The following is a 19,738-nucleotide window of genomic DNA, read 5'->3' on the forward strand; positions in this document are numbered from 1 at the left end:
GCTCGCGCGGCTGCCTCGGCCGCCTCGCCTGATCGGCTTCGAGCTCGGCCAGGGCCAAGCCGCCGACGTCGCGGCCCTGCTCCGCGACGCCGGCCATTGGGACGAGATCGTGACGGTTCCCGATCTCGCCGGCATCGACCGCCACGTGCTGGGCATCGCGCGCGGGCGGTGATTTTCCCGTAACGAGACTCTATGAAAATAGGTGAATCTCCTCAACCAAAAGCCGTTAACTCTGGAAGGATAGTTTCATAGAATGTGGTATCTCGAACCGAAAGGAGGAGATTCCACATGGCGTTTACGCTGACGTTTCCGTACGCGCAAGCTGCCGGCGTCGGCCAAGGGTATTTCGTGGCCGCCGACCCATTAGGCCCAACCGGGATCGTTACGGTTCAGGCTACGCTGGGTAACGTCGAACTTCGCATTACCCGGTACAACGCACCAGACTTTATCCAGACCGTAGTTCAAGGCAGCACCTTTACCGTTCAGCTTAGCAATATTCAAACGATCGGTATTTTCGCTCTGACGGCCGCCACGGGCCTCATCACGTTGATCACCCCTGTGTAACCTTACCTCCCCTCCCCCCATTTCATTTCCTTCCTATCCCGACCCCCATTTTCGGGCGCCAACGCTAAGCGTTGGCGTTCTTTTTTTGCACCGATGGGTAAAATAACACCAAAAAGGAAACCTTTTAGCCGCTTTACCCGTTATTTGGGTCAAAGGGCTCATTTGTAGTTAGGGTGGGTTTCTTTTAAAGTAAAGGTACGGGGTTTCTAGATAAAGAAAAGAGGATGTACATGCTGAGCAAACTGAAAAAAATCGATTACTCCATCGTCCTGATCTTGGTGCTGCTCATGATCATCAGTATCGCGGTGCTGTACAGCGCTACGTCGAATACCCAATATCATGGCTATCACCTTCGTATGCTCGCTTATTACGCGCTGGGGTTCGTCGTGTTTTTCGGGGTCTCCATCGTGGATTATCGTCTGCTCCTCAAATACGCGCCTTATTTATATCTGTTTGGCTTCGGATTGTTAATCGTCGTGATGTTTATCGGGAATACGTATTACAATGCCACGGGTTGGTTAACCATTCCCGTCATTAATCAAAGCTTTCAACCGGCGGAGTTTTTTAAGCTGCTGCTGGTGATCTTCCTCGGGTTTATGCTGCTTCGCAAACGCAAACCTCGGCTATCGTTCTGGCGTGATGTTGTGCCGATCTGTCTGTTGACCTTCGTTCCGTTTGTCGCCGTCATGGCGCAAAACGATTTGGGGAATGCGCTCAGCTATGTCATCATTTTGGCGGGGATGCTGTGGATCGGAAACATTAAATACTGGCATGCGCTGATCGCGCTGGTGATCTTCGCCGGTTCGGTCATCGGTGGGATTACGGCTTACAAGGCTTATCACGATCAAGTGTATAACTTCTTCGTGGAAATCGGCCGGGAGCACTGGATTAACCGGATCGATCCGTGGCTGATGCCGGAGAAAGCGTCGGAGGACGCCTCCTATCATACCCGGAACGCCAAGCTGGCGATTGCCTCCGGCGGCATGACCGGGGAAGGCTACATGAAAGGGGAGACGGTCCAGTCGGAACGCGTGCCGCTCACCTATTCGGACTCGATCTTTGTGGTGATCGCCGAGGAGTTTGGGTTTATCGGAAGCTCGGCCTTGCTCCTGCTGTATTTCGTGTTAATCCACCGGCTGATCCTGATTTCCCTCGAGTGTCGCGAGACCGGCGGGCCGTTCTTGATCGTGGGGATCGTGGCGATGCTGCTGTATCAGATCTTCGAAAATATCGGTATGTTTATCGGCCTGATGCCTTTAACGGGGATTACCTTACCGTTCATCAGCTATGGCGGTACCTCGCTGCTGATTAATATGGCCAGCATCGGTGTAGCGATGAGCATTCGCATTTACGGGCAGGAGAAGGAAGAGGAAAAACCGGTGGTATCATCGTCGGCGTCCTCCCGCTACTCCCTGCTCCGATCGAAACGTCGGCCGGAAAGTCAAGGTTAACCGAGCTGAGCGAAGTTGGGTGATGTTGTGTGATGTTATGTGAGAAGGAAAGCGGTGGCTGGAGAGCTGCACGGACGTGTCGTGCCGGTGTTTGCGAGTGTGCGAGAAGTGGATTGCTTATACGCCTAAACACGATGAAGATAACACACCTAGTCCGCTCAGGCGGTTAAGTCGGTCAAGGCTCTCAAGGCGTTCAAGACGTTCGAGACGTTCGAGACGTTCTAGGTGTTCAAGGCGTTCAATAGAGTTACGATTTCACCTTATTGCGGCGCGGAGCGAGGATTTGCGCTGGAATAAGGTGATTTTTTATGCTTATTTGCTGCTGTAGGGGCCAAATCGGCGCACTTGGAGGGGAATAAGGTGATGATTTCCTCTTATTTGGCTCAAAAACGGGAGATTCTCGGGAATAGGGTGATCGTTTAACTCTATTTTTCGCTGAGCAAAAAATTACTAGATTCTTAGGTTTAGAAGTCTCTTAACCGGACATACTGATAGACATCAGCTGCTGAAATACCGGTTTGGTTAGGAGCAAGAATCATGAGTCAACGTACACCTTCCCTTAAGAAAATCGCACTTTTCTTTTTTTCTATTGTGATGTTGTTGATGTCCTGGGAGGGACAGATGGTCGATACCGCCGCTGCGGCAGGGACGCAAGGGATCATTCCGCAGGAATCGATTCGGCTGCGCATTTTGGCCAATTCGGACGGAACCGGCGATCAGCTGGTGAAACGCCGCGTTCGTGATGCCGTGGTGGAGCAAATGAACGGTTGGGTTGCGCAGCTGGACAATCCGCAGAGCCTGGACGAGGCTCGCCGGGTGATTCGCGACCATCTGCCTGCAATCGAAGAACAAGTTGGCGAGACGCTCCAAAAGTATGGGAAAACTTACGATTTTCAAGTGGAGCTCGGGACGGTGCCGTTTCCGACTAAAATGTACGGCGGCGCGGTTTATCCGGCCGGCGATTATGAAGCGCTGCGCGTGACGCTGGGCGAAGGAAAAGGGAAGAATTGGTGGTGTGTGTTGTTTCCGCCGCTATGCTTCATTGATGCCGGGAGCGGGGACGCGTTGGCGAAGGACACCGGGGCGGCGACCGCGACGGTGGTGAAGGCTTCAGCTGCCGGGATTTCGGGAGATGCGGTTCAGGTGGAGCCGGAGCAGGCGGAGGTTCGCTTCTTCCTGTGGGATATGCTGGTGAACTTCTGGAACTGGATTACTAGTTTATTTGCTTAATTGCATCGTTGATGTGAGGAGATACCGTTCGGAGGAATCCGGACGGTTTTTTTGCGGGCTTGACCAAGGCGGGCTATGCGCATGGACGGGTTCGGGTATAATAGTAGAATATATCGATATCGAACAGTTTGGGATGAGCGAGAATGAACCGAAATCAATCTATGGAAAATAAAACTCTTCGCGCCGGAGATCTGCCTGCTCTGGGGGAGGTCGCGCCAAAGCTAACCCGCTGGTGGCGGGTTGAGCCTGGGGCTGGAGATAATCTGAAGGAAGCCGCCGAGGTGTTGGCCTCCGGCGGAACGGTGGCGTTCCCGACAGAGACGGTGTACGGGCTTGGCGCAGATGCGCGGAATCCGGCGGCGGTGGAGGCGATATTTGCCGCCAAGGGACGCCCGTCCGATAATCCGCTGATCGTGCACATCGCCGACGTGAGTCAGCTGGACGGACTCGTCACGGAAGTGAACGAGACGGCACGGCGGCTCATGGAGGCGTTCTGGCCCGGGCCGCTGACGCTGGTGCTGCCCGTGGCCGAAGGCTCCGTCTCGCCTCGCGTGACGGCGGGGTTGTCCACCGTGGGCGTGCGCATGCCCGCCCACGACGTGGCGCTCCTACCGCGCCGACTGCGCGCTTTCGCTCGGCCGCGAGGCCGAGCTGGAGACGGCGGCGCACCGTCTCTACGCAGCGCTCCGCCGCTTCGACGAATGCGGCGTCACCTACATCCTCGCCGAAGCCTGCCCCGAAGAGGGGCTTGGCTCGGCGGTGATGAACCGGCTGCTGAAAGCCGCCGGTCACCGGGTGATTGACGCCGGCGGAGAAGTCGGAGAAGGCAGGGGGTGAGGTCATGATCCGCATCGGCTTAGCCGGCTGGGGCGATCATGACGATTTATACCCTGCCCGCACGCCGGCCCGCAACAAGCTCACCGAATACGCGAAGTATTTTCGCGTGGTGGAGGTCGACAGTTCTTTTTACGCCGTGCTGGGGGAAGAGGTGTATCGCCGCTGGCTGGCGGAGACGCCGCCCGACTTTACGTATATTATTAAAGCCTTTCAAGGGATGACCGGCCATAGCCGGGGCAAATCGCCGTTTGGTGGACCGGGCGACATGTTCCAAGCTTACCTGGATTCGATCCGTCCGGTGGTGGAGGCCGGCCGGCTTAAAGCCGTCATGTTCCAGTTCCCGCCTTGGTTTGATTGCACGCCGGAGCATGTTCGGCAGCTGCGGGCCATCCGCAAATGGATGGGCAACCTGCCGCTGGCGCTGGAGTTTCGCCATCAAAGCTGGTTTGCGGCCGGGAATCGGGAGCGCACGCTGGAGTTCATGCGCCAAGAAGGCTGGATTCATATTGTTTGCGATGAACCTCAGGTAGGGCAAGGGTCGGTCCCGACGGTGCTGGAGCCTACCGATGCCGAGTTAACGATCGTCCGCATGCATGGCCGAAACGCCGCGGGCTGGAGCCAAGCGGGAGCGGCAAACTGGCGGGAAATTCGCACGTTGTACCGCTATTCGCAGGAAGAGCTGCAGGAGTGGATCGAGATGCTGGACCAGTTGCTCAGCCAAGGCACGAAGGAGATCTGCATGATCTTTAACAACAATTCCGGCGGAGATGCAGCGGTGAATGCGCTGGAAATGATGGGCTTACTAGGCCAGTCACCGCGCGGGCTTCCGCCGCGTCAGATGGATTTGTTTGGCGGCTGGGAGGAAACGTGGAATTAATGCGGCTAAGAATTTAGCGGTATTTTATGGCGTTATAAATTGTGAAATGTACTTACTATGGGGAAATAGCGGTAATTCATGGCGTTATTTCTGCGGGGATGCGGCGGATGGCCAACTTTTAAGAGAATTAACGCCACAAAATACCGTTATTTGAGCGGGATTTCCGCATGTTGAGCCCAATAACGCCACTTTTTACCTTTATGTTACGAGGGTGGGAGGATCGGCATATCACGAAGGTGGGGGATCGGCTGCTATCTGGTCTAAAGTGGTTTCCCCGCTCCGTTCTCCCCAGTTCCCTCATCCCGCCAAGTCATGAACTGTAACCTGTCCGCATATGGTTGTACAAAAGACTGGACAAAGGGGACTAGCGGTTATGACAGAGGCTTATGAGCGGCTGGGAGAGCTGTTGACGATCCTGCTGATGGCGGCTGCGCTCGGAATGGATGCTTTGTCGCTAGGCGTAGGCATCGGCATGAAAGGAGTCCGGCGGAAAGACGCGCTCCGCATCGGAACGATGGTCGCTCTCTTTCACGTGCTAATGCCTCTGCTTGGCATTGCGGCGGGACAATATGTCGGGGCGCTGCTGGGAAGCCTGGCGCGGTACGCCGCGGGAGGGCTCTTGTTCCTGCTCGGCGCCCATATGATCATCAGTTCAGTCAAAGGCAGCGGCGTGCATTCAATCAACCACCGGACGTGGTTTGGCGTGCTGCTGTTTTCGCTTAGCGTCAGCATCGATTCGTTTTCCGTTGGCGTGTCGCTGGGCATGTTCCATGGAGACTGGCTGTTGACGGTGCTGGCGTTTGGATTTTTTGGCGGCATCATGTCCTTAGTTGGGCTGGCGATGGGACGAGGGATGGGGCGTTCGCTGGGCGATTACGGTGAGGCGGCCGGCGGAGCGATTTTGCTGGCGTTTGGACTGTTGTTCATCTTTTGAATCAGCGGCGATTCGTGATAAAATAAAGGTTCAAACGCGGGAACACTTCTCGCTTAACATGGAGGTGAAAGGGCATGCGCATCTTGTTTGTATGTACCGGAAATACGTGCCGCAGCCCGATGGCCGAGGGAATGCTGCGCAAGCTGGCGCGGGACCGGGGGTTGGAGGTGCAGGTTCGTTCGGCGGGGGTGGCCGCCATGAAAGGCTCTTCCATTTCCCGTCATGCGGAAGCGGTGCTGCGGGATCGGGGGGTTACGGATGCCTTTGAATCTACCCCTTTACATGCCGAATTGACAGACTGGGCCGATCTTATCCTAACGCTGACGCAAGGGCACAAGCGCCAAGTGATTCACACCTTTCCCGGCACAGCCGATAAAATATTCACGCTTAAAGAATACGTTGAGGATGACGCTACCATTCTGGCGAACCTAGAGGAGTTCCGGCGTTTGGCGACGGATCGGGAGCTCGCCCGGGCGCTGGGCAGCCCGTGGACCGCGGAGCAGCAACGGCGGCTGGAGGAATTACACCGGCGGTTGCCGGCCTACGACATCTCCGATCCGTTTGGCGGGTCGCGGGCAGATTATGACCGCGCGGCGGCGGAGATCGGGGCAGCGCTGGAGAAGCTGATCGCCAAGCTGAAGCGCGGCGAAGGGCATTAGTAGGGGATGAAATCCTGTTGCATTTGCCACGCGGATGCTTTATTCTAATAACAGAAGTTTTAGTTCCGATGTAACTGGCGACAAGAGTGGATCAAACCACGATGGAGCATCGGAGGATACGGCCGGTCGCCTGGGCAAAGAGCACGACGCACGTAAGCTGCGTTATGCTCTTTTTTTGTTGGTCAGGTCTTTCGTTTGCCGCACCCCTTTCTCTGATATAATAAGGACAGTCTTTGTGAAAATGTTCTGGACAGTGGAGAAAGGAGCGGGGGCTTAATATGGAGCAGGAAGAGCTCGAAGGGATTCGGGCGCAGGTGGCAACGATTGCGGAGGAAGTTGCGATCGCGGCGAACCTGGGTCCGGGCAAGCTGCTGGTCGTTGGGGCCAGCACCAGCGAAGTGGCGGGGAAACGAATCGGCACCGGCGGAGCGGAAGACATCGCGGCTGAGCTATGGGCCGGAATCGAACAGGTTCGGGCCAAATACGGCTTTGACGTCGCGTTTCAATGCTGCGAGCATTTGAATCGCGCGCTGGTGGTCGAACGGGCCCTGTTGGAGCGACTTTCGTTGACGGAGGTGGCCGCGGTGCCCGTGCCGAAGGCCGGCGGATCAATGGCCGCGGCGGCTTACCGGCGTCTGTCGGCTCCGTGCCTGGCGGAAATGCTCGAGGCTCATGCCGGAATCGATATCGGCGAAACGCTGATCGGTATGCATTTGCGCCGGGTGGCAGTTCCGTATCGCCCTTCCCTGCGGAAGGTAGGGGAGGCGCGCGTCACGGCGGCTACAACCCGTCCGAAGCTGATTGGCGGGGAACGAGCCGTATATGCGCTGCCGCCGGATTCGGATTCCACGCTTTGCGATTAAAATAGGATTTCATTACTAAGGAGGACAACGGAAGATGGAAAATTTAAGAAACCAAGACCCAGCTGTGCTGGAGGCCATGAACCTGGAGTTGAAGCGTCAGCGCAACAACATTGAGTTGATCGCCTCCGAGAACATCGTTAGCGAGGCAGTTATGGAAGCCATGGGCTCCGTACTCACAAATAAATACGCCGAGGGATACCCGGGCAAACGGTATTATGGCGGCTGCGAACGCGTGGATATCGTGGAAAATATCGCCCGCGACCGGGCGAAGGAATTGTTTGGCGCCGAGCATGCCAACGTACAGCCGCACTCCGGTGCACAGGCGAACCTGGCTGTTTATCTGGCCGCCCTCAAAACCGGCGATACGGTGTTAGGGATGAACCTGGCGCATGGCGGCCACTTGACTCATGGCAGCCCGGTTAACGCTTCCGGTTTATTCTATAACTTCGTAGCTTACGGCGTACAGGAAGACACGTTCCTGATCGATTACGATGAAGTGCGTAAAGCGGCGTTTAAGCATCGTCCGCGTCTGATTGTGGCCGGAGCGAGCGCTTATCCGCGGATCATCGATTTCGAGAAGCTGGCTTCGATCGCCAACGATGTAGGCGCGTTGTTTATGGTCGACATGGCGCATATCGCCGGTCTTGTGGCTGCGGGATTGCATCCAAATCCGGTGCCGCATGCTCATTTTGTGACGACCACCACCCACAAAACCCTGCGCGGACCTCGCGGCGGGATGATTCTGTGCAAGCAGCCATGGGCAGCCGCCATCGACAAAGCGGTCTTCCCGGGAACGCAAGGCGGCCCGCTGATGCACGTCATCGCTTCCAAAGCGGTTGCGTTGGGCGAAGCGCTGCAGCCTTCTTTTAAAACCTATGCCGAAAACGTCGTGAAGAACGCCAAGGTTCTGGCGGAAACGCTGATAGCCGAAGGCTTGAACATCGTGTCCGGCGGCACGGATAACCACCTGATGCTGGTGGATACGCGCAACCTGAACATCACGGGCAAAGACGCCGAGCATGTGCTCGATTCGATTGGCATCACAGTGAACAAAAACGCCATTCCTTTCGACCCAACCAGCCCATTTGTGACCAGCGGAATCCGGATCGGTACGCCGGCGGCCACTTCGCGCGGGATGGACGAGGAAGCGATGAAGGAAATCGGCCGGATTATCGCCGTCGTGCTGAAATCGCCGAAGGACGAAGCGCTTCTGGACAAGGCTCGTAAGGAAGTGTCCGCGCTGACCGACCGTTATCCGCTGTACCCGAACCTGCAATATTAATTGTGCGGGGGTCAAGGCGGCCCCTATAGCAAAACCGGGAGCATTTCGCTCCCGGTTTTTTTGGCGTTTCCTGATTTACTCCGTCGCCTTAACTGCCATGATCCGCAGTCGGCTGGTATCGAGCATCCATTGCTCTTCCTTATATAATACGGGCTTGGCGACTCTTATCACTTCGTCGTACAGAACTACCCGCTCCGTCGGATCGATTTCCGGGAAAAAATACCCCGCAAAGCTATTGAGCCACTTTCGTAACCCTTCCTCGCCTTTGAGCGGTGTAGGGGCGTCGAGATGCCGGGCGAAGGTGACGCGGAAGCCGTTTTGTTCCAATAGGCTTGCGTACTCGCCGATGCTGGGATGGTACCATGGATTTCGCCCTTCCCAGGGATAGCCGTGGGCTCTCAGTACCTGTGCGATGGCCCCGGTTAATGCGGCGACATTGCCTTTTCCGGCAAACTCGGCAACGAAGCGGCCGCCTTTCCGCAGGGCGAGTCGGATCGTTTCCACGACGGCAGGGGCATCTGGAATCCAATGCAGGGCGGCATGGGAGAACACGGCGTCAAAACGCCTGTCGCCCCGGTAATGCCGAGCATCTCTCATTTGAAGGTCCAGTTCGGGATACATCTGTTTCGCCCGAAGGATCATACCTTCGGACGCATCAATCCCGGTGGCGATGGCCCCAGTGGCGGCTATAGCTGCCGTCAGGTCTCCATTCCCGCAGCCGAGGTCAAGGATTCGTTCTCCTGGCTCAGGATGCAGCCAAGTTAACAGCTCGATGCCAGGTCGGGCGGTTAAAGCATGGAAATTTAAAGACCCTGGGCTGGTGGGGGTTGAGCCGTCTAGGGAGATACTCATCCGTGGTTCCTCCAGGCATCCAGATTTAATTCGTTGTTTAGTGCCGCGGCAGCCATGGCTCCCGAGGAAGCCGCCGCGATGGCTTGATGCCGCATCGTTACGGCGTCGCCGGCGCTATAGACCCCCGGCACACTGGTTCTACCGAATTCGTCGACGACAACCGTTCCCGCCTCGGTCACCTCGCAACCCAAGGTTTGGGGGAGATCCGAGCCGATCCTGAGATCCGGTCGAAAAAAGATCGCCCTGCACGCAATAGCCGTACCGTCTTCCAAAAGGACCTGCTGTACGATCCCTTCTTCCGACTCAATGGAACGGATGGGGGTGTCGTAGAGAGGGACTCCGTGCCGTCGTAAGTCCTCGCGTTCCGCTTCCGTCAGCCCGTCCGGGCCATTCGTGCATAACGTAAAGCGATCCGTCCAGCCGGCAATCAGCGGGATGAAGTGCATGGCATCCGCTCCATTGGATAGAATCACCCAGGGCTCGTCGCGTAATTCCCAGCCGTCGCAGTAGGGGCAGACAAAGGCGCTTTTTCCGTAAACCTCCGTTAGCCCCGGAATATTTAATGGCCGATCCTTCATGCCGACAGTAAACAGTAGCTTTTTACAGTGAAGGATTACCCCTTGGGAGGTGGTGATCTGAAAGTTGCCATCCGCTCCGGTCACCCATTGGGCTGTATCTTCCATAAAAGTGATGCCGGGATAGCGACTGATTTGTTCCTTGGCAATCCGCCGCAGTTCCCCTGGAGCGATCCCGTCGCGGGTCAGGAATCCATGGGCCTCTCGGGTTACTGCATTGCGCGGGCGCCCTTCATCGAGGACCACGGCATTCTTGCGGGCCCTTCCCAACATCAGGGCGGCATTCAGTCCGGCGGGTCCACCGCCGATAATGACGGCATCATAGATTGGTTCATGCATTCTTATTACACCTCCATGGATCTTTGATATCCATAATTACAAAGCAAGAAGCGACAAATCACTTCTTGTGAGCAGGGAACTTTCCGGCGGCAACGGCCGCATCCACCACCGTTTGAATCGTATGCTCTTGCAGGTATTGATTGAGCTGACGTTCAGCGCCGTCCATGACCTGCTTAACCAGGCAGACGTTACGGTCAGGATCCAGGCTCGATGGTTCGTGTTCCTTCACGTCTTCTTCGGCAAGCATGCGATGTTGATGCGATGCCATATTGGAACATTCGAACAGATGCTGCCGTCCCTCGATCACTTGAATGACTTCGAGAAAAGTGATCTGGTCCGCGTGGCGGGCTAACTCGTAACCGCCGTTTACGCCCGGCACCGCGCGAACGATACCGTCCTGCCGCAGTTTGGACATGATTTTGGAGAGATAACTCTCCGATACGCCTAAGGTTGCGGACAACGACTTGATGCCGATGTGCTGGCGACGTTCCGCCCCTGCCAGGTGAATGAGGGCGTGCAGCGCGTAGTCGGTGCTTTTAGAATACTGCATGGCGCTCTTCCTTTGTTGATTATGGATTCAGTGTATCCATAATAGCGAAATTCAATCCAGGCTGTCAAGGGCCTTGGATAGGTAGTGGGACTGCGTTTCCTGCGCGTTGCTTCATATATAAGCGGTTTCTTTTTGACGGCTTTGCAACATGTTGTCGCAAGGGTGAAAATGCCAACTTGGAATGATATAATAGACAAGATTTGTGGAGCGTTCGAAGAATGGGAACGAGAAAGCAAGTAAAGACTTAGCTATAAAAGCGGAGGGACGACGAAATATGGGAAAACTGGTGGTATGCGATCACCCCTTGATTCAACACAAACTGACTTTTATTCGCGATATGCGAACCAACACGAAGGATTTTCGGGAATTGGTGGATGAAGTGGCGACTTTGATGGCGTACGAAATTACGCGGGACATTCCGCTTGAGTCGATCAAGGTTCAAACGCCGGTGGCGGAAGCCGAGTCGAAGGTCATTTCTGGACGGATGCTGGGACTGATCCCGATTCTCCGTGCCGGGTTGGGGATGCTGGATGGTGTGCTGAAGCTGCTTCCTGCGGCAAAGGTTGGACATGTTGGGTTGTTCCGGGATCCGGATACGCTGCAGCCGGTCGAATACTACATCAAGCTGCCTACGGACGTACAGGAGCGTGAGTTGATCGTAATCGACCCGATGCTGGCCACCGGGGGATCTGCGATTGCCGCCATCACTGCATTGAAAAACCGCGGCTGCACTCAGATCAAGATGATGAACCTGATCGCCGCGCCGGAAGGCGTTAAGGCGGTTCACGATGTGCATTCTGATGTAGACATTTACGTGGCGGCATTGGACAGCCACCTCAACGAGCATGGTTATATCATCCCCGGCTTGGGCGACGCCGGCGACCGGTTGTACGGCACGAAGTAAGGGATGGAGTAAGGATGCTGCAATCGTACACGTACTTCTTGCATGGTATAAGTTTAGGTAGCAACTTGGTGGATGTTGAAGTGTACGTGTAGGAGGGGGTGTCGCGGGGTGACGAATGGTTGTTACCTCCGGCCCCTTTCGGCAATTAGCGGTAAATCCTACCGTTATTTTCGGCGATTTGCACGATTGGGTGGAATTAACGGTAAATCCTACCTTTAATTTGGCCGATATCATCGGAAACATCGAATTCTAGCGGGAATAACGGTAGTTTTTCCAGTTAAATGTGACGCCAATACCGGATACACAGAGATTAACGGTACTTTTTACCGTTAGCTACTCCGTGCAGGAGAAGTAATGTGATCCGACGACGGGCTCGCACCGCTGAATTGGCATCGTGATGGAAAGACGATTTTAAAGCAACCTCTTAAATAAGAGTTAAAAAGTTGGGTTTTCAGCGCCGAGAAGGTTGGATGAAGTCGGGGATTGAGCAGCGGAGCGTAGATGGATCTACGTGAGAAACGGAGCGACCGGCTGAATTCAAAGATTCGACGTCGAGTTCACACCTCTGAATTGGCATCGTGAAGGAAAGACGATTTTAAAGCAACCTCTTAAATAAGAGTTAAAAAGTTGGGTTTTCAGCGCCGAGAAGGTTGGATGAAGTCGGGGATTGAGCAGCGGAGCGTAGATGGATCTACGTGAGCAGCGGAAAGCCCAGACTGAATTCAAGATTCGACGTCGAATTGGCTCCTAGAGAGGCTTCGCGATCAAAACACAACTTTTTGATTACCTCTATAAGGAAGGAATTGAGTAGGGTGGGTAAGATTAAGGTAATGACCATCTTCGGCGTCAGACCCGAAGCGATTAAGATGGCGCCATTGATTCTCGAATTGCAAAAGCATCCCGAGCAGATTGAATCGGTCGTTTGCGTCACGGCGCAGCACCGCGAGATGTTGGATCAGGTGCTGGACGTATTTAAGATCGTTCCGGATTATGACTTGGACGTGATGAAGCCGAACCAGACGCTGAACGAAATTACAATTCGCGTGCTTCAGGGGCTGGAAGGCGTCCTCAAGGAAGCCAAGCCGGATATCGTGCTGGTGCACGGCGATACTCTGACGACGTTTCTGGCGAGTTATGCCGCGTTCCTGCAGCAAATTAAGGTGGGCCATGTCGAGGCTGGACTGCGGACTTGGAATAAGCTTTCCCCTTATCCGGAGGAGATGAATCGTCAGTTGACCGGCGTTCTAGCGGATCTGCATTTTGCTCCGACGGATTGGTCGGCTGGAAATTTACGTAAGGAAAATAAGCCGGAGTCAGCTATATATGTCACAGGCAACACGGTGACGGATGTGTTTCAATATACAGTACAGCCGAATTACACGAATTCTGTGCTGGACTGGGCCGCTGGAAAGCGGCTTATTCTCATGACGGCGCACCGCCGCGAGTCGCAAGGCGAACCGCATCTGAATATTTTCCGTGCCGTAAGAAGAATTGCCGATGAGTTTGAGGATATCGCCCTTGTTTATCCGGTCCACCCAAGCCCTGCGGTTAGGGAACCGGCTTACGAAACTTTGGGAAATCATCCCCGTATTAAACTTATCGATCCTTTGGATGTGGTGGATCTGCACAACTTCTATCCTCATACGCATTTGATACTTACGGATTCGGGCGGTTTGCAGGAAGAAGCGCCTTCTTTTGGCGTTCCGGTGCTTGTGCTTCGCGATACGACGGAACGTCCGGAGGGGATCGAAGCGGGGACGCTGGAATTGGTCGGCACAAATGAGGAGATGGTTTATGAACGGACTAAGGCGCTGCTCAGTGATCAGAACTTGTATGAATCGATGAGCCGGGCGGCCAATCCGTATGGCGACGGTAAGGCGTCGCAAAGAATTGTCAATGCGATTCGTCACCATTTCGGAATTTTAAATGAGCGTCCGGAGGAATTTCACAGAAAGTTCACAAACTAACGAAAATTTGTTTTGATCGCGAGCCTAAAAAAGTATACAGTATTACTGTACGCTGTATGCGTTTTATTCAGGATTGCAAGGGCAAAATTAGCATTTCAGGGCTTTAAATCACTAAAAAACCTCAATTGACAAGAACTCTTCACAATTAGTAAAATAAATTGGGATTATTAGGGTGATTGAAATGGAAGACCCGACAAAACCTGGTAAAAACAACGGCGTGTGGAAGGCTGTCGCTGTGGTAACCGCTTTAGGAACGAACTTTGCCGTGTGCGCTGTGGGAGGTTACTTCCTCGGCGCCTGGATGGATAAGCTGTGGTTCAAGAATGGCTTGGGCATCGGCCTGGGCGTCTTGATCGGCATTGCAGCGGGAATTCTGGGCATCGTCGCACTGATTAAGTCGGTTGTGGGGGGAAATGATGGATGAGCTGTCGAAATACAGCCGTGCTTTGACAGCCGGAACCCTAGGTTTCTTGGCCCTGTGTTTTCTCGGAGGCGCTTTATTGCCGGAAATTCAAAGCATTATGCTTGGCATAGCGCTCGGCTCAGCGGTAAGCTGGATTAATGCGGTTTACTTGAGCCGCAAGGTCCGGCAGGTGCTGGATGCCGCGGTAAACGGCGGTTCGAAGCGGTTGAACATGGGGTTTTTGACCCGTACAGCACTGGCGGTTCTAGCGGTATTTGCCGCGATGAAATACCCGCAGTACCTTAATGTGTATGCGGTTGCCGGCAGTCTGGTTTTTGCGCAATTTTTTCTTCTTTTTATAGGCATTCGTTTTTCTCGTAAGCCTTAGGCTGGAAACATTCAACTTTGGAATGGGGGTGAGAAAACATGCATGAAGCTCCGGTCATAGAATTGGGCGGCCTACATATAGACCTGTCCATCATCTTGATGCTGGTGGTGACCTGCACAATCGTGTTCGTCATCGCGCGTCTAGCGACTCGGAACCTATCCGTAGAGAACCCCGGTAAGCTGCAGAATTTCATGGAATGGGCGACGGAATTCGTTCAGAACTTGATCTCGAGCACGATGGATCTGAAGAAAGGGAAGCCTTTTCTCTCCCTGGCGATGACGATGATTATGTTTATTTTTGTCGCAAATATGCTAGGGTTGTTGTTTGGGGTCGTAACTGAGTATGATGATCCGGCGAAAGCAACGGTCTTCGGTCAAGAAATTACTTCGGTGACGAAGATTCTTACGGAGGAGCACGCGAAACACCCGGGGGAGGAAGCTCACGCCGAAGTGGCCTGGTGGAAATCGCCGACGGCTGATCTTAGCGTGACGATGGCGCTTGCCTTGTTGGTATTCGTAATCTCTCATGGCCTTGGTATGATCAGGAACACCAAAAACTATTTTAAGCATTACGTACAACCGTATCCGTTTTTCCTTCCGATTAACATCATCGAGCAATTGTCGAAGCTGTTGACGCATGGCGTTCGTCTATACGCGAACATCTTCGCGGGCGAAGTATTGATCTCCACGATCATGACTTTGGCCAAAGCAAGCGTGGTTGGTGCGATCTTCTCTGTACCGCTTCTGATGGTTTGGGACGGATTTAGTATTTTCGTCGGTGCGATCCAAGCTTTTGTCTTTGTTATCTTGATGATGGTGTATATCTCGCAAAATCTCGAAACACACGAGGAAGAGCATTAACGGACTGGGATTTAGTAGAACCCAAGCTTCAAAGAACAGCTAAGTTTCAAGTTACGGATTGGAGTGTTTCTTCAACCTGACTGAACTATAAAATTTGATTTTACATTTAAGGAGGATATACAAAATGGGAGCAATGGCATTATTGGCAGCAGCTATCGTAGCAGGTTTGGGTGCGTTTGGCGCAGCGCTGGGTAACGGTATGGTTATCAGCAAAACGGTTGAAGGGATTGCGCGTCAACCTGAAGCGAAGTCCACTCTGCAAACAACGATGTTTATCGGCGTAGGTTTGATCGAGGTACTTCCGATCATCGGCGTGGTCCTGGCGTTCATGTTCTTTGGTCAGGCTTAATAAGATCTTTAGAAAAGAAATGGCGGGGAAGGCCACAGCCGTCCACGCCTTCTTTTTAGCCCAGGACGGGCGATACGCGAATGCGGATAGGCTTCGGAAAGGAGTGACTTTAGTTTGGAAATCGTATGGGAAAACACCGTCATCGCGTTGATCGCGATCGGGATTTTATACTTCTTGTTAAACAAATACGCTTTTGGTCCGTTGTTTTCCGTCATGGAGAAACGTCGTGAACTCGTGCAGCAGCAGCTGAGCGAAGCGGCGCAGACTCGCGAGCAGGCAACTGCCTTTGTGGAGGAACAAAAAGCGGCCCTCCAGCAAGCGCGTAAAGAGGCGTATGACATTATCGAGCAATCCAAGCAAACCAGCAGCAAGCAAGCGGCTCAAATGCTGGAGCAAGCCAAGGACGAAGCTTCTCGCTTGAAAGATGAAGCGGTACGCGACATTCAGAACGAGAAGAACCGCGCCGTGGAACAGCTTCGCAGCGAAGTGGGCGCCGTTTCGGTGAAGATTGCATCCAAGCTGATCGAGAAGGAAGTCAGCGAAGAAGGCGTTCAAGGCGAGCTGGTTGACAAGTATCTTAAAGAGGTCGGTGGCCGCTCATGAGCCGCGAGACCGTAGCCGCAAAACGGTATGCCAAAGCGCTGTATGAAATCGCCGCGGCAGAAGGCCGGACGCTGGAGGTCGAAGAAGAACTGAAGGCGCTGGCGGCAGCTTTTCAGTCAGGGGATGACATTGAGCATTTCATTGACTCGCCGAAGATTACGGAAGCTGCGAAATGGGAAGCCATATCCCGCGCGATTGAAGGCAAGCTGTCCAAACCCGTGGTTTCGACGGTGAAGCTCCTGGTGGAACGCGGAAGAATCGGGCTCTTACCGGATCTGGTGGACGCTTACGTGAGCATTTCCAGCGAAGCGTTGGGGCTTGCGAATGCGGTGGTTACGACCACTTACCCGCTGAACGAGGACGAGAAGCAGCAGGTTGCTGCGGAGTTCGGCGCACTCGTGAACAAGAAGATTCGGGTCGAGAATGTGATCGACACATCGCTGCTCGGCGGAATGAAAGTGCGGATCGGCGATACGTTGTACGATGGAAGCTTGGCCGGGAAACTGGAACGGCTCGAAAAGTCTTTTCGAAGACAAGCACTGTAGATAGGGGTGAAACACTTGAGTATCAGACCTGAAGAGATCAGTACACTGATTAAAAGTCAGATCGAACAATATAAATCGGAAATCGAAGTGGCCGAAGTAGGCACCGTTATTCAAGTTGGTGACGGTATCGCCCGTGTCCACGGATTAGAGAACGCCATGGCGAACGAGTTGCTTGAGTTTGAGAACGGCGTTTTTGGTCTTGCCCTTAACTTGGAAGAAAGCAATGTCGGTGTCGTAATCCTCGGCCCTTACAGCGAAATTCGCGAAGGCGACCAAGTGAAACGCACCGGACAAATCATGCAGGTACCGGTTGGCGATGCCATGTTGGGTCGCGTAGTAAATCCGCTTGGTCAACCGATTGACGGTAAAGGACCCATCGACACGACCGAATTCCGCCCAGTAGAGAATAACGCTCCGGGCGTTATCGACCGGAAATCGGTGCATGAGCCAATGCAAACTGGGATCAAGGCGATCGACTCGATGGTTCCAATCGGCCGCGGTCAACGGGAATTGATCATCGGTGACCGTCAAACCGGTAAAACGGCAATTGCCATTGATACGATCATCAACCAAAAAGGCAACGGCGTGAAATGTATCTATGTTGCCATCGGACAAAAGCAATCCACCGTTGTTAACGTGGTGGAAACCCTTCGTCGCCACGGCGCGTTGGATTACACCATCGTGGTTTCGGCTTCCGCATCGGAACCGTCTCCGCTCCTCTACATCGCTCCTTATGCCGGTGTAGCTATGGCTGAGTACTTTATGTACAAAGGCGAGCATGTCCTGATTATCTATGACGACTTGTCGAAGCAAGCGGCGGCTTACCGCGAATTGTCCTTGCTGCTTCGCCGTCCACCGGGCCGCGAGGCGTTCCCGGGTGACGTCTTCTACTTGCACTCCCGTTTGCTGGAACGTGCAGCTAAACTGAGCGATGAGCTGGGCGGCGGATCGATCACGGCGCTTCCGTTTATCGAAACGCAAGCCTCCGACGTATCGGCGTACATTCCGACGAACGTCATTTCGATTACCGACGGTCAAATCTTCCTGGAATCCGACCTGTTCTACTCCGGCCAACGTCCGGCGGTTAACGTAGGTATTTCCGTATCCCGGGTAGGTGGCTCCGCGCAAATTAAGGCGATGAAAAAAGTTGCCGGTACCCTGCGTTTGGACCTGGCCCAATATCGCGAGCTTCAAGCGTTCTCCCAGTTCGGTTCCGACCTGGACAAATCGACGCAAGCCCGGTTGACCCGTGGTTCGCGGATGATGGAAATCCTGAAGCAAGGCGTCAACCAACCGTTGGCTGTTGAGCTGCAAGTCGTCAGCTTGTATACAGCGGTCAAAGGTTACCTGGACGACATTCCGCTGGCCGACGTTCGTCGCTTCGAATCGGAATTCCTGTCCTTTATCCAAAATCAGCATAACGACGTGCTGCAATCGATCCGCGACACGAAGGACCTGACTGCAGATAACGAAGCGAAGCTGAAAGAAGTGATCGAGCAATTCAAACGCGGTTTCGCGACTACGGCATAAATGTTCTTGCGGCACAAACCGGCTGTGGCTAAGTGCAACGCCGGTTTACGGCTGTGTGTGTAAAAAATACTTTGGGGATGCCAATGGCTAGAGTGAAACCTAATGGGTCTTTCGGCAAGGGGATGTAAATGATTCTGGAGAAGCGAAGCGTTCGCCTTTGTGAGCGGATTTCTACTATATTTGAATTGACAATTCAAGAAATCCGCGAGCAACAGCGATCGTAAGAACATTTCATTCTCGCCGCCCCTATAGACCCAAATGGTTTGCACCCAAGCTTGGCCACGCCAAAGTTTAAGGTGGTGAAATCATGGCAAAAGGGATGCGCGAAATCAAGCGTCAGATCAAAAGCGTTCAAAATACCCGGCAAATCACCAAAGCGATGGAAATGGTAGCTTCGGCGAAGCTGCGTAAAGCGCAGGAGAGAGCGCAAGCTGCTCGGCCTTACGCGGAGAAGCTGAAAGAGGTCGTTTCCAGCATCGCGGCGGGCTCTCAAGGCGTCAGCCATCCGATGCTCGTGACGCGTCCGGTGAAGCGAACCGCCTATATCGTGATTACGTCCGACGGCGGTTTGGTGGGCGGATATAACGCGAATATTTTGCGGAAAGTGACGGATTTGGTCCGTTCCCGCCACGCTTCTTCTTCGGAATACGAGCTGTTTGTGATCGGCCGCAAAGGCAGAGACTATTTGAAGCGCCGCAACTATCCGGTGGTTCACGATGTAACCGAGCTTTCGGATACGCCGAGATTCGCGGATATCAAGTCCTTGACCTATGCAGCGGTGCAAGGCTTTGAAACCGAGCAATTCGACGAGATCTATGTTTGCTACAACCGGTTCGTTAATGCGATTACCCAACTGCCAACCGTGGAGCGCTTGCTTCCATTTGATTCCGTTGAGAGCGAGGGTCCGGCCAGCAGCTACGAGTATGAACCGTCACCAGAGGGCGTATTGGAAGTTCTGCTTCCGAAATATGCCGAAACGTTGATCTTTGGTGCGCTTCTTGACGGCAAAGCGAGTGAGTTGGGTGCAAAAATGACCGCCATGGGCAGTGCGACCAAAAACGCGACCAAAATGATCAATGAACTTACCCTGACATACAACCGCGCGCGTCAAGCGGCGATTACGCAAGAAATCACGGAGATCGTTGCCGGAGCAAACGCAGCACAAGGCTAATCGAT

At 53.9% G+C, this 19,738-nt stretch carries 21 protein-coding genes, 2 pseudogenes and 1 riboswitch; of the genes and pseudogenes, 20 read left to right on the plus strand and 3 right to left on the minus strand.

The annotated features are described in order from the left end of the window. The 10 genes and pseudogenes from BN3277_RS25305 to glyA form a co-directional block, all read left to right on the plus strand. Window positions 1-172, plus strand: a pseudogene (locus tag BN3277_RS25305) (protein-(glutamine-N5) methyltransferase, release factor-specific); the annotation flags it as partial. 116 nt (window positions 173-288) lie between these two features. Further along, the gene (locus BN3277_RS07615) at window positions 289-564 is read left to right on the plus strand and encodes a hypothetical protein (RefSeq protein WP_059041643.1); all 276 of its coding nucleotides are present in this window, start codon (window positions 289-291) and stop codon (window positions 562-564) included. A gap of 230 nt (window positions 565-794) precedes the next feature. Further along, window positions 795-2,015 (plus strand): FtsW/RodA/SpoVE family cell cycle protein, encoded by a 1,221-nt coding sequence (locus BN3277_RS07620; protein WP_059041644.1) that lies wholly within the window; start codon window positions 795-797, stop codon window positions 2,013-2,015. 537 nt (window positions 2,016-2,552) lie between these two features. Beyond that, on the plus strand, window positions 2,553-3,245 hold the full coding sequence (spoIIR, locus tag BN3277_RS07625; RefSeq protein ID WP_059041645.1) for a stage II sporulation protein R: 693 nt from the start codon (window positions 2,553-2,555) through the stop codon (window positions 3,243-3,245). A 143-nt stretch (window positions 3,246-3,388) separates the two neighbouring features. Continuing rightward, window positions 3,389-4,082 (plus strand): annotated as a pseudogene (locus BN3277_RS07630) (L-threonylcarbamoyladenylate synthase). Window positions 4,083-4,086: 4 nt separating this feature from the next. Further along, entirely contained in the window at window positions 4,087-4,959 is an 873-nt protein-coding gene (locus BN3277_RS07635; protein ID WP_059041647.1) for a DUF72 domain-containing protein, read from the plus strand. Window positions 4,960-5,332: 373 nt separating this feature from the next. Continuing rightward, complete coding sequence (locus tag BN3277_RS07640; RefSeq protein ID WP_059041648.1) at window positions 5,333-5,893, plus strand: manganese efflux pump MntP; 561 nt, start codon at window positions 5,333-5,335, stop codon at window positions 5,891-5,893. 74 nt (window positions 5,894-5,967) lie between these two features. After that, the gene (locus BN3277_RS07645; protein WP_059041649.1) at window positions 5,968-6,552 is read left to right on the plus strand and encodes a low molecular weight protein arginine phosphatase; all 585 of its coding nucleotides are present in this window, start codon (window positions 5,968-5,970) and stop codon (window positions 6,550-6,552) included. 60 nt (window positions 6,553-6,612) lie between these two features. Then, window positions 6,613-6,695, plus strand: a riboswitch (ZMP/ZTP riboswitch). Between the two features lie 135 nt (window positions 6,696-6,830). Continuing rightward, window positions 6,831-7,415 carry a TIGR01440 family protein gene (locus BN3277_RS07655; protein ID WP_059041651.1) on the plus strand — a complete coding sequence of 195 codons (585 nt, stop codon included), beginning with the start codon at window positions 6,831-6,833 and terminating at the stop codon, window positions 7,413-7,415. Window positions 7,416-7,449: 34 nt separating this feature from the next. Next, window positions 7,450-8,697: a serine hydroxymethyltransferase gene (gene glyA / locus BN3277_RS07660; RefSeq protein WP_059041652.1), complete on the plus strand. Its 1,248-nt coding sequence runs from the start codon at window positions 7,450-7,452 to the stop codon at window positions 8,695-8,697. Between the two features lie 75 nt (window positions 8,698-8,772). Here glyA and BN3277_RS07665 read toward each other — a convergent pair whose 3' ends face one another. From BN3277_RS07665 to BN3277_RS07675, 3 genes are read right to left on the minus strand one after another with little or no spacing between them, the layout of a single operon-like run. Continuing rightward, entirely contained in the window at window positions 8,773-9,549 is a 777-nt protein-coding gene (locus BN3277_RS07665; RefSeq protein ID WP_059041653.1) for a class I SAM-dependent methyltransferase, read from the minus strand. Continuing rightward, window positions 9,546-10,463, minus strand: a complete 918-nt coding sequence (locus BN3277_RS07670) for an NAD(P)/FAD-dependent oxidoreductase (protein WP_059041654.1) — start codon at window positions 10,461-10,463, stop codon at window positions 9,546-9,548. The genes BN3277_RS07665 and BN3277_RS07670 overlap by 4 nt, the downstream gene beginning before the upstream one ends. A 58-nt stretch (window positions 10,464-10,521) precedes the next feature. Next, entirely contained in the window at window positions 10,522-11,013 is a 492-nt protein-coding gene (locus tag BN3277_RS07675; RefSeq protein ID WP_059041655.1) for an RrF2 family transcriptional regulator, read from the minus strand. 274 nt (window positions 11,014-11,287) lie between these two features. On the opposite strand from BN3277_RS07675, the gene upp reads away from it, so the two are divergent. The 10 genes from upp (at window position 11,288) to atpG (ending at window position 19,733) form a co-directional block, all read left to right on the plus strand. After that, window positions 11,288-11,917, plus strand: coding sequence for a uracil phosphoribosyltransferase (upp, locus tag BN3277_RS07680; RefSeq protein WP_059041656.1), 630 nt, complete (start codon window positions 11,288-11,290; stop codon window positions 11,915-11,917). Between the two features lie 812 nt (window positions 11,918-12,729). Continuing rightward, on the plus strand, window positions 12,730-13,884 hold the full coding sequence (gene wecB / locus BN3277_RS07685; RefSeq protein WP_059041657.1) for a non-hydrolyzing UDP-N-acetylglucosamine 2-epimerase: 1,155 nt from the start codon (window positions 12,730-12,732) through the stop codon (window positions 13,882-13,884). 235 nt (window positions 13,885-14,119) lie between these two features. After that, complete coding sequence (locus BN3277_RS07690) at window positions 14,120-14,308, plus strand: AtpZ/AtpI family protein (protein ID WP_232436356.1); 189 nt, start codon at window positions 14,120-14,122, stop codon at window positions 14,306-14,308. Further along, complete coding sequence (locus BN3277_RS07695; RefSeq protein ID WP_059041659.1) at window positions 14,301-14,675, plus strand: ATP synthase subunit I; 375 nt, start codon at window positions 14,301-14,303, stop codon at window positions 14,673-14,675. The genes BN3277_RS07690 and BN3277_RS07695 overlap by 8 nt, the downstream gene beginning before the upstream one ends. Window positions 14,676-14,713: 38 nt before the next feature. Then, window positions 14,714-15,535 carry a F0F1 ATP synthase subunit A gene (atpB, locus tag BN3277_RS07700; RefSeq protein WP_059041660.1) on the plus strand — a complete coding sequence of 274 codons (822 nt, stop codon included), beginning with the start codon at window positions 14,714-14,716 and terminating at the stop codon, window positions 15,533-15,535. Between the two features lie 124 nt (window positions 15,536-15,659). Next, window positions 15,660-15,884 carry a F0F1 ATP synthase subunit C gene (gene atpE, locus BN3277_RS07705; protein ID WP_009223739.1) on the plus strand — a complete coding sequence of 75 codons (225 nt, stop codon included), beginning with the start codon at window positions 15,660-15,662 and terminating at the stop codon, window positions 15,882-15,884. A 114-nt stretch (window positions 15,885-15,998) separates the two neighbouring features. Beyond that, complete coding sequence (gene atpF / locus BN3277_RS07710; RefSeq protein ID WP_059041661.1) at window positions 15,999-16,487, plus strand: F0F1 ATP synthase subunit B; 489 nt, start codon at window positions 15,999-16,001, stop codon at window positions 16,485-16,487. Beyond that, the gene (locus BN3277_RS07715) at window positions 16,484-17,032 is read left to right on the plus strand and encodes a F0F1 ATP synthase subunit delta (protein ID WP_059041662.1); all 549 of its coding nucleotides are present in this window, start codon (window positions 16,484-16,486) and stop codon (window positions 17,030-17,032) included. Before atpF ends, BN3277_RS07715 begins: the two co-directional genes overlap by 4 nt. Before the next feature lie 15 nt (window positions 17,033-17,047). Beyond that, window positions 17,048-18,562, plus strand: a complete 1,515-nt coding sequence (gene atpA / locus BN3277_RS07720) for a F0F1 ATP synthase subunit alpha (protein ID WP_059041663.1) — start codon at window positions 17,048-17,050, stop codon at window positions 18,560-18,562. Window positions 18,563-18,869: 307 nt separating this feature from the next. Continuing rightward, on the plus strand, window positions 18,870-19,733 hold the full coding sequence (gene atpG, locus BN3277_RS07725) for an ATP synthase F1 subunit gamma (protein ID WP_059041664.1): 864 nt from the start codon (window positions 18,870-18,872) through the stop codon (window positions 19,731-19,733). Window positions 19,734-19,738: the final 5 nt, after the last annotated feature.

Origin of the sequence: Paenibacillus rubinfantis, assembly GCF_001486505.1 — a bacterium.
Classification (GTDB): domain Bacteria; phylum Bacillota; class Bacilli; order Paenibacillales; family Paenibacillaceae; genus Fontibacillus; species Fontibacillus rubinfantis.